This is a genomic window from Demequina activiva, from assembly GCF_016862815.1.
Classification (GTDB): domain Bacteria; phylum Actinomycetota; class Actinomycetes; order Actinomycetales; family Demequinaceae; genus Demequina; species Demequina activiva.
The window spans coordinates 22,861-31,265 of record NZ_BONR01000007.1; the positions used below are offsets into that span (position 1 = coordinate 22,861).

Consider the following 8,405-nt stretch of genomic DNA (forward strand, 5'->3'; position numbering starts at 1 on the left):
CTCACCCGCTCAGACGTCGCGCGCGGTGAGGGAGAAGGACGCGGTGCGGGTCTCTCCCGGCTGCACCAGGAACACGCCCGCGCCGGCCACTCCGTCCGCGTCGAGGTTGAAGGCGTCGTTCGCGTTGGAGACCGGCTCGAACGCGAAGAAGTCCCGGCCCTCAGGGATGTACAGCACGGCGTGCTCGATCAGCGGGTCCGCGTGCCAGTCCAGCGCCAGTGCGCCCGGCCACTCGATCGTGGCCAGTCGCTCCCCGCGCCGGCCCGCGAAGCAGTCGTCTACGAACGCGTGGCCCAGCTCGCGCGCCTCACGGAAGTCCGCGTCCGGCCGGATCTGCCCGGCCTCGCCACCGGGCAGGCAGTCGACCAGCTCGTAGGCCTTGTCCATCTCGACCTGCAGTCGAGCATCGGCGCTGCCCGCGACCTGACGCAGAAAGTACGGGTGGTGACCGAATCCCGCGGGGAAGGTTTCGTGGTCCGTGTTCTCGACGCCGTACGTCCACGTGAAGCGGTCGCCGTCGAGCGCGAACGTGAAGCGCGCGGTGAAGGTCCAGGGCCAGTTCACGCCGTAGACGTCGCGGGACGCGAACTCCAGGACCGCACGCGTGTCCGAGGCCTCCGCGACCGTCCACGGGTAGTCCTTGCCCGCGCCGTGGATGGCGGTCCCGTCGGGGAAGTTGACGCGCAGCTGGTACTCGCGGCCCGCCCAGCGCAGCAGGCCGGAGCGGATGCGGTTGGACCACGGCACCAGAGGGTAGGACGCGGTGTGCGCGGCGACGGTCAGGTCGCTGTCCGGCGTGGGACGCATCACGTCCTGCCACTCGTCACCGATGCGCAGCTGGCCGAATGCGACGGACCCTCCGGTCTCCGGCACCAGGCCCACGCGCCAGCGCTCGTTCTGCAGCGTCAGGATCTCAGGCATGGAGCCATTGTGGCGCATGGGCACGTCGGCGCGCCCCGGCGGCGCGACCGGGCCACACTGTCACCGTGGGCAGCATGCGGACACTGGCAGGCGCGGTCGCTGTGGTGGCGGCAGTCGCCTCATGCTCGCTGGCGCCGGACCCCCCTGCCTCCAGCTCCGCCGACGGCCCGTCGCCACCACCGGTGTCCACGAATGGCGGGGTGGCCTTCCCCCGCACCCTGCAGGCCGATCGCATGGTCGAGGTCCAGGTGGAGACACCCGGCGACGAGCGGGGGATCGTGACGGCGGCCTCGCTGACCTCCCCGTACTTTGGGCCATCCGGGACCGTGCCCACCAACGTGCTGCTCGAGCCCGGGTGGGTCTCGCGGGTGCGCGTGCCGCTGGGTCCGGCGCTCTGCCCCGCCGGAAGCGGCGACTCCGTCGCCACGGTGCAGGTGAGGGCCTACGAGGGCGAGGTGCTCGCGGACCGGGACGTCACGCTCGACGATGCGGTGCTGGCGGACATCAATGCCGTCGAGTGTCGCCAGCGCATCGCCACGGACGCCGCCGCGCCATCCTTCTCCGGGCAGCTGGACACCGTGGCGGACGCGCTCGAGACCCAGGTGGTGCTCTCCCGTGGTGCGTCCGCAGAGCCTGCCCGCCTGGTCTCACTGTCCGGCAACGTCATCTTCTCGCTCGAGCCGGCACCGGAAGCGCTGCCGGTGACCCTCGAGTCGAGCGAGTCGAGTGCGACCGTGCCGGTGACCATCACGGCCACGCGCTGCGATGCGCATGCGTTCGCGGAGTCCAAGAAGACGTTCGTGTTCACCGCGACGTACGAGGTCGCGGGCGAGCGCATCACCGTCGAGTACCTCGCGACCGGTGCGACGCGGGAGGCGCTGCAGGCGCTGTTCGACGCGTGCGGGGAGGGCAGCGAATCCGACGGGATCGGCGGACAGTGATCACCCTCGGTCCAATCCGCAGGCGCCGCGGCCGCGAACACTGCTCAGGTGCGACACACGCGCCACGTTGACGCTGAGGGGCGGACATCATGAGCGGTTCGAGCACGACACAGGGCAGGGGCCAGGCCACGGCACAGGTCGCGGGCCAGAACGAGGAGTCGAAGAGCAGCCGGTGGGACACCCGCCGCTACATGGTGCTCAGGGGCGCCATCGGCGGCCTGGCGGCAGGCGTGCTGTTCGGTCTGCTGCAGATGTGGTTCCTGGCGGACGCGCAGTTGCCGGCGGACACGATCATCCACATGATCGCCACCATCGTGCAGCCCGACGAGTACTTCGCCACCGGTCAGACCAGTCTGGCGGTGGGATGGGCGGTCCACGTGGGTCTGTCGATCACGTACGGCGCGATCTTTGGCCTGCTGGCCTCCGAGTTCGAGTCCAACGTCACCCGTGTGTGGACCGCATGCCTGTACGGCGCCTTCATCTACATGCTCAACTTCCTGGTGCTCGCGCCCCTGCTGTACCCGGTGTTCGTCGAGGCCAACCAGCCGTTCGAGGGCACCGTGCACGTGGTCTACGGCGCACTGCTGATCCCGTTCGTGGTGCGCTGGTCCGGACGTCGCGTCACCAGCGGCCCGGCGCTGCCTCCCATCGCTCTCGCGTACGAGAACCGCCGCACGTCGCCCGCACCGGTCGCCTCGGCCGTGCCGACCACCACGTTCGACCCTGCAGCGCTCCGCTAAAGCGCGCATCGGCCCTGCTAGAGGGCCGATGCGACGGCCGGGCGGGAATACGGGGGCCAGCGCGGCCGTTGGCGAGGGTGCAGGCGACGCCTGGGGATGGCCCCCAGCGCTCACGCGCTCACGGCGACGCCGCCACAGAGGAGGAGCAAGGCCATGGCTATTGGTTCCGGCATTTTCTTGATCGCGGTGGGCGCGATTCTTGCGTTCGCCCTCAACGAGAGCGTTGACGCCGTCAACCTGTACCTCGTGGGGTGGATCCTCATGGGAGCGGGCGTGCTCGCGGTGATCATCTCGCTCGTCGTGAACGCTCAGAACCGCAAGCGCACCACGGTGACCGAGTCGCGCACCACGGAGCCCCGCCAGGCTCCCGCACCGCAGCAGCAGGGCACCGTCACGCAGCGCACCGAGGAGTCCGGCGGCACCCCGCCGCCCGCCTGACAGACCGTGATGGCAGGCTCGAGGGCCGCGTTCCCGTCCAGGGAGCGCGGCCCTCGGCGTGCCCGGGGCTATGTCTGGTTGGTGACGTCCTCGATCTGCTGGGCGCGCAGTCGCAGCAGGGCGTCCTCGCGCTCCGTGGGCCGGTGCGGATAGCTGAACTCCAGCAGCGGGCGGTGGCGGTGCGCCGTGACCTCGAGGTTCCAGTACCGCACAGACCATGCGACGGCGCCTCCTGCCACGAGGATGGACGCGATCGCACCGGCGCCGATGGCCCATCGCGGCCCCACATGCTCCCCGACCCAGCCGATGAGCGGGCTGCCCAACGGCGTGGTGCCCATGAGCACCACCGAGTACAGCGCCATCACGCGTCCCCGGACGTGAGCCGGGGTGGTGGTCTGGATGAACGCGTTCGCGCTGGTCAGCATGGTGAGTGCGGAGAACCCCACCGCCGTGGAGGAGATCAGGTACAGCGTGAACGTGGGCATCGAGGCCATCACCGCGCTGGAGATGCCGAACAGCATCGCGGCGCCCAGGATGAGCCGCAGCCGCACCTCGCTGCGACGCGCCGCCAGCAGAGCGCCGGACAGCGAGCCGATGGCGAGCACGGAGCCGATGATCCCGTACTCCTCCGCGCCGCGCCCGAACTCCACGCGCGCCATCATCGCGCTGGTGAGCTGGAAGTTCAGGCCCAGCATCGCGACCGTCGAGACCACGATCATCACCACCACGAGCTCCGGCCGGCCGCGCACGTAGCGCAGGCCCTCCTTGATCTGCCCTGGCGAGCGGGGCGCGCGCGTGAACGGCGTGAGCTCGCCCGTGCGCATCAGCAGCAGCGCGACGATGGTCGCCACGAACGTGAGGCCGTTGATGATGAACACCCAGCCGCTGCCGATCCCGGCGACGGCGAAGCCGGCCAGCGCCGGGCCTATCAGCCGCGCGGCGTTGAAGGACGCGCTGTTGAGGCCCACGGCGTTGGGCAGTGAGTCCTGCGGCACCAGCGCGCTCACGAACGTCTGCCGCACCGGCATGTCGAACGCGGAGACCACGCCCAGCGCGAACGCGAAGGCGTACATGTGCCACAGCTCCACGTGACCCAGCAGCACGAGTGCTCCCAGCGAGACGCCCAGGACCGCGGAGGAGGCCTGGGTGACCATGAGCAGCCGCCGGGGTTCGATGCGGTCCGCGAGCACGCCTGCGAACGGACCGAAGATCAGGAACGGCAGGAACTGCAGGGCCGTGACCACTCCCACGGCGACGCCGGAGTCCGCGGTGAGGACGGTCAGCACCACCCAGTCCTGGGCCACCCGCTGCATCCAGGTGCCCACGTTGGAGACCAGTGCACCGGCGAACCACAGCCGGTAGTTGAAGAAGCCCAGCGACGCGAAGGTGCGACTGCGGGGACGGGGCATGTCTCCAACCTACGCCGATCCGGACCCCCTCCCGTCTCCAGAATTTGGCACCATTTTCATCGTTTCCAGGCGTTCGTGAGGAAGGATCCTCCACGCCAGCATCGCGACGGCGGCCGATGCGTGGGGCGCTGGGGTGCCCGCGCATCGGCTGGTCGGGGTGTGTCCGCCCTGGTGGAGCGTTCTTCATCTTTTCTCGCCGCAGGCGATGAAAATGGTGCCAAATTCTGGAGAGTTGGTGGGATCTCAGGACTTTGCGCTCACGGCGTCACGATCACCTTGCCTCGCGCGTGCTTGGAGGCCACACGTGCCATGGCCTCGGACCCGCGCTCGAGCGGCATCACCGAGTCCACGAGCGGTGCGATGGTGCCCTCAGAGAGCAGCTGGCCGATGGCCTGGAGCTTGGCCGTCGACGGTGCCGAGTAGAACGCGCGGTAGCGCCGGCGCAGCAGCAGGTGTCGCGTGTACGCCTTCACGACGCGCGCGAGCGCTCCGCCGTCGGGGCCGTCCAGACCGCTGTTGGGCAGCACCACGCCCGTGGGGGTGGTGAGACGCAGCAGGGATGCCATGGGATCCGCTCCCACGTTGTCGAAGACGAGGTCGAACCACGCGGGCAGGTCCGTGACGGCCTCCTGCGTGTAGTCCACGACCGCGTCCGCTCCCAGCGCCCTCACCGCGTCCGCATTGCGTCCCGAGCACACGGCGGTGACGTGCGCGCCGGCGGCCTTGGCGATCTGCACCGCGAAGGATCCGATTCCGCCGGACGCCCCGACGATCAGCACGCGCTTGCCGGCGCCGTCGACGCCCTCGCCCAGCCCGCCGGCCGTCAGGCCGTCGCGCGCGGCGAGCGCCGCCATCACGCTCGCTGCGGCATCGGCCGCCGTCACGCCGTTAGGGATGCGCGCGATCCGATCCTGCGCGGCTGTCGCGAAGTGTGCGAGGGAGCCGCTGGCGGCCTCGCCGAAGACGCGATCGCCGGTCCGCCAGTGCGTGACCTTGTGGCCCACCGCCACCACGGTGCCGGCGACGTCGGATCCCCGCACGCCCACCTTGGGCCGGGTGAGGCCCATGCTGAGTCGCACCAGGGCCGGCCGCCCCCTCATGAGGAACACGTCCGCCGGGTTGAGCGCCGCCGCCTCGACGCGGATGAGCACCTGGTCGGGGCCCGGGGATGGGAGCTCGATCTGCTCGGGAGCGAGGACGTCGGCCTCGCCGTAGTGGCTCTGCGTCACTGCGGTCATCGTGTCAGGGAGGGTGTGCGCGGTCATCTCTGTCTCCTGCTTCATGGTGTGCTCCATCTCCTGTGCCGCGCTCACGCTGCGGCCTTGACGGGGGTGCGGGTGGGGGCCGTCACCGTGCGGGGACGGATGCCGACGATGAGCAGGTAGCCGATCATCCAGAACTCCGCGACCGTCGCGGGATAGGCGAGGCCCTCGGCGAGCCACGTGGGAGCGTTCGCCACGCCGTTGCCGAGCAGCCCCGACAGCACATAGCCCACGCCACCCGCGACCAGCAGCCAGCCCAGCACCACGGGGAAGCGTCGCGTGGTGATCGCAGCCCACCCCATGGGAATCAGCCACAGTCCGAAGAAGATGGTGCCCATGGCCCAGGAGGACTCGCTCAGGGTGGCCAGGACGCTGACGGTGCCCGCAGCATCGGCGCCTTCCACGAGCGATGGGTCCCCGGCGATGGTGACCGCGGTGATCATGAAGGCGCCGGACGCCATGATGGCCGCCGCGTTCATGAGGCCGAAGGTCGCGACGGCGAACCCGGCGACGGGGCGCACGTCCCGCAGGAGTCGGTAGAACCAGATCGCGGCGAGCGCTTGGGTGATCACGATGCCCATCTCGAGGGCGACCACGGTGTGCGCGAGCGCCTGCTGATCGGCGAGGTTCGCGAGGGTCTGCGCAGGGCTGTCGGTGAACAGCTGTGGACGGAGCACCAGGAAGCCCAGCATCCCGGTGATGCCGAGCCCGAGGTACGCGGCGCCGGCGCCGCGAGCGGTCCGGACGGTGTCAGTGGTGGTCATGGTCTCTCCTTTGCCTGCACCCGAATCTGGGTGCACTGAGTAGAGGTCACCTGCGGTGACCGCTGTGAGGGTGTGCTGCGCCCGGCCGTGTGGACGGCCGATGCACGAGTTCAGTCGGGGCGCGGGCGTCAGGCCGGCGCTGGGCGACTACGCCTGGTCCTCCTCGGGGTACTGGAAGACGTCATCGAGCGGGACGGCGAACGCCCGCGCGATCTGGAAGGCCATCTCGAGGGACGGCGAGTAGCGTCCCTGCTCGATGGCGATGACCGTCTGGCGGGTGACGCCGATGCGCTCCGCGAGATCGGCCTGCGTCATCTCCCCGTGCGCGAACCGCAGCGCTCGGATGGAGTTGGTGACCTTGGTCTTGGGCATGGTCAGAGTCCGTTCCGATACGCCCGGATCTTGATGCCCGCGGCGAGCATCCCGGTGAGGATGCCGGACAGGAACAGCGTGTTGGCGACCCAGAACGGCTCCGCGCCCACCATCAGCAGGATGATCGCGGCCAGGCCGCCGAATCCCGAGAGCTGGTAGGCCCTGGCATCGCCGAGCAGTTCGATCTGCTTGTCGCGGACGTCGCCCTCCTCGAGCTCCGCGGTCTCACCGCGGGCCTCGGCGGCAATCGCGGTCGCGATCGACGCTGCGATCGTGCCCAGGATCACCATGCCGATGAGCAGTCCCATCGCCCAGATCATGGGCACCACCCAGCTGACCTCATCCACGGGCATCTCCGCTGCGCGCGTGAGCACCACCGCGAAGTAGACGGCGCCCACGAGCGGGAAGGTGATGAGGGTGGCCCACACGGCGCGTTCGTTGACTGTCACTTGTCCAGCCCTCCGCGGTAGGCGTCGATGGCGACGGCCGCACCGGCGAGTGAGCCCAGCCAGCTGACGATCAGCAGAGTGTTCGCGACCCAGAAGGCGTCGACGTCGAGCGCGAGCATCACGATGGCTGCGAGGACGGCCAGTCCGGTGATGCCGGAGGCGGCGAACTCGGCCTGGACGTCGATGCGCTCGGTGCGCTCGTCGCTGACGCGCTGCCCGCGGTGCTGCGCTCGCATCACCGCGAAGGCGACGGCGTAGAGCGCGCCGCCCAGGCCCACGCACCACAGCATCGGCCCCTGCCAGGCGACCTCCGCCAGCGGCAGGCCGTCCGTGACGGCGCGCGCAACGAGGATGGTCAGGTAGGTGAGCATGGCGACGATGCTGATCGCGGTGCCCACGAGGGTGTGGCGCTGAGAGAACTCCATGGTGCTCACGCTCCCCGGGCGTAGATGACGGACTTGGCGATCACGCCGAACACGGCGGCGATCGCGAAGGCCAGGAACAGGGTGTTGGTGATCCAGAACGCGTCGAGGCCGGCCATGCCCAGCGCCAGCGGGATCGCGGCCAGCACGGAGAACACGTAGAAGGTGAGGGCGTCGCCGCGACGCGTGACCTCACGGTCGCGCTCGTCGCTGAGGCGGTCCTTGGGGCGGCGGCCATACGCCATGCCGCGTCCCAACGAGTGGATGATGAACGAGGCCAGCAGGGTCCACAGCAGCGCCGGGACGTAGGTGACGTCCTGGGGCGCGGTGTCCTGCAGCTGCACCGCCAGCCACACGGCGTAGGCGAGCGTGGTGACCAGGGCGGCGAAGCCGTACGCCCACTGGGTCTTCTGCTCGAAGGTCATGCCCGTCTCCGATGTTAAGAGTTCTTGACATGGATGAATGTAAGGCAGCGGTGACACCGTGTCAAGAGTTCTTGACATCGTGCGCGGCGGTGCGGCGGTGGCTGCGGGGCAGGAGTGGTGCTGAGGGGGTGTCGTGGGACGTTGGGATGGGCGCCATGAAGCGGGCAAGGTTGGCCCTCGTGGTGGCGGTTGGTTCGTTCGTGTCGTTCTGTTCGCTTGGGGTCGAGTCCGGTGGGCTAGCGTGGCGGGGTGGGAGCGAGGA

11 protein-coding genes are annotated in these 8,405 nt (G+C 69.7%); 3 read left to right on the forward strand and 8 right to left on the reverse strand.

Annotated elements, in window-relative coordinates:
* Positions 1 to 9: 9 nt before the first annotated feature.
* Positions 10 to 921, reverse strand: a complete 912-nt coding sequence (locus tag Dac01nite_RS11955; RefSeq protein WP_203657308.1) for an aldose epimerase family protein — start codon at positions 919 to 921, stop codon at positions 10 to 12.
* A 74-nt stretch (positions 922 to 995) separates the two neighbouring features.
* Here Dac01nite_RS11955 and Dac01nite_RS11960 point away from each other — a divergent pair, with 74 nt between their 5' ends.
* The 3 genes from Dac01nite_RS11960 (at position 996) to Dac01nite_RS11970 (ending at position 3,040) form a co-directional block, all read left to right on the forward strand.
* Positions 996 to 1,862 (forward strand): hypothetical protein, encoded by an 867-nt coding sequence (locus Dac01nite_RS11960; protein ID WP_203657310.1) that lies wholly within the window; start codon positions 996 to 998, stop codon positions 1,860 to 1,862.
* A gap of 89 nt (positions 1,863 to 1,951) precedes the next feature.
* A complete protein-coding gene (locus Dac01nite_RS11965) occupies positions 1,952 to 2,602 on the forward strand; it encodes a hypothetical protein (protein WP_203657312.1) in 651 nt (216 codons plus the stop codon).
* Positions 2,603 to 2,755: 153 nt separating this feature from the next.
* Complete coding sequence (locus Dac01nite_RS11970; protein ID WP_203657314.1) at positions 2,756 to 3,040, forward strand: DUF6458 family protein; 285 nt, start codon at positions 2,756 to 2,758, stop codon at positions 3,038 to 3,040.
* A gap of 68 nt (positions 3,041 to 3,108) precedes the next feature.
* Here Dac01nite_RS11970 and Dac01nite_RS11975 read toward each other — a convergent pair whose 3' ends face one another.
* From Dac01nite_RS11975 to Dac01nite_RS12005, 7 genes are all read right to left on the reverse strand, one after another.
* Positions 3,109 to 4,449 carry an MFS transporter gene (locus tag Dac01nite_RS11975; RefSeq protein WP_203657316.1) on the reverse strand — a complete coding sequence of 447 codons (1,341 nt, stop codon included), beginning with the start codon at positions 4,447 to 4,449 and terminating at the stop codon, positions 3,109 to 3,111.
* A 257-nt stretch (positions 4,450 to 4,706) separates the two neighbouring features.
* The gene (locus Dac01nite_RS11980; protein WP_203657318.1) at positions 4,707 to 5,732 is read right to left on the reverse strand and encodes an NAD(P)-dependent alcohol dehydrogenase; all 1,026 of its coding nucleotides are present in this window, start codon (positions 5,730 to 5,732) and stop codon (positions 4,707 to 4,709) included.
* A gap of 26 nt (positions 5,733 to 5,758) precedes the next feature.
* Positions 5,759 to 6,475 (reverse strand): DUF4386 domain-containing protein, encoded by a 717-nt coding sequence (locus Dac01nite_RS11985; protein ID WP_203657320.1) that lies wholly within the window; start codon positions 6,473 to 6,475, stop codon positions 5,759 to 5,761.
* A 147-nt stretch (positions 6,476 to 6,622) separates the two neighbouring features.
* Positions 6,623 to 6,847 carry a helix-turn-helix transcriptional regulator gene (locus Dac01nite_RS11990; RefSeq protein ID WP_203657321.1) on the reverse strand — a complete coding sequence of 75 codons (225 nt, stop codon included), beginning with the start codon at positions 6,845 to 6,847 and terminating at the stop codon, positions 6,623 to 6,625.
* A gap of 2 nt (positions 6,848 to 6,849) precedes the next feature.
* On the reverse strand, positions 6,850 to 7,296 hold the full coding sequence (locus tag Dac01nite_RS11995) for a hypothetical protein (protein WP_203657322.1): 447 nt from the start codon (positions 7,294 to 7,296) through the stop codon (positions 6,850 to 6,852).
* Positions 7,293 to 7,721 carry a hypothetical protein gene (locus tag Dac01nite_RS12000; protein ID WP_203657323.1) on the reverse strand — a complete coding sequence of 143 codons (429 nt, stop codon included), beginning with the start codon at positions 7,719 to 7,721 and terminating at the stop codon, positions 7,293 to 7,295. Before Dac01nite_RS12000 ends, Dac01nite_RS11995 begins: the two co-directional genes overlap by 4 nt.
* Before the next feature lie 5 nt (positions 7,722 to 7,726).
* A complete protein-coding gene (locus tag Dac01nite_RS12005) occupies positions 7,727 to 8,143 on the reverse strand; it encodes a hypothetical protein (RefSeq protein ID WP_203657324.1) in 417 nt (138 codons plus the stop codon).
* Between the last annotated feature and the right edge of the window lie 262 nt (positions 8,144 to 8,405).

Coding starts and splice junctions, on each gene's coding strand:
- Dac01nite_RS11955 (WP_203657308.1), bottom strand. CDS start 921: ATGCCTGAGATCCTGACGCTGCAGAACGAGCGCTGGCGCGTGGGCCTG.
- Dac01nite_RS11960 (WP_203657310.1), top strand. CDS start 996: ATGCGGACACTGGCAGGCGCGGTCGCTGTGGTGGCGGCAGTCGCCTCA.
- Dac01nite_RS11965 (WP_203657312.1), top strand. CDS start 1,952: ATGAGCGGTTCGAGCACGACACAGGGCAGGGGCCAGGCCACGGCACAG.
- Dac01nite_RS11970 (WP_203657314.1), top strand. CDS start 2,756: ATGGCTATTGGTTCCGGCATTTTCTTGATCGCGGTGGGCGCGATTCTT.
- Dac01nite_RS11975 (WP_203657316.1), bottom strand. CDS start 4,449: ATGCCCCGTCCCCGCAGTCGCACCTTCGCGTCGCTGGGCTTCTTCAAC.
- Dac01nite_RS11980 (WP_203657318.1), bottom strand. CDS start 5,732: ATGAAGCAGGAGACAGAGATGACCGCGCACACCCTCCCTGACACGATG.
- Dac01nite_RS11985 (WP_203657320.1), bottom strand. CDS start 6,475: ATGACCACCACTGACACCGTCCGGACCGCTCGCGGCGCCGGCGCCGCG.
- Dac01nite_RS11990 (WP_203657321.1), bottom strand. CDS start 6,847: ATGCCCAAGACCAAGGTCACCAACTCCATCCGAGCGCTGCGGTTCGCG.
- Dac01nite_RS12000 (WP_203657323.1), bottom strand. CDS start 7,721: ATGGAGTTCTCTCAGCGCCACACCCTCGTGGGCACCGCGATCAGCATC.
- Dac01nite_RS12005 (WP_203657324.1), bottom strand. CDS start 8,143: ATGACCTTCGAGCAGAAGACCCAGTGGGCGTACGGCTTCGCCGCCCTG.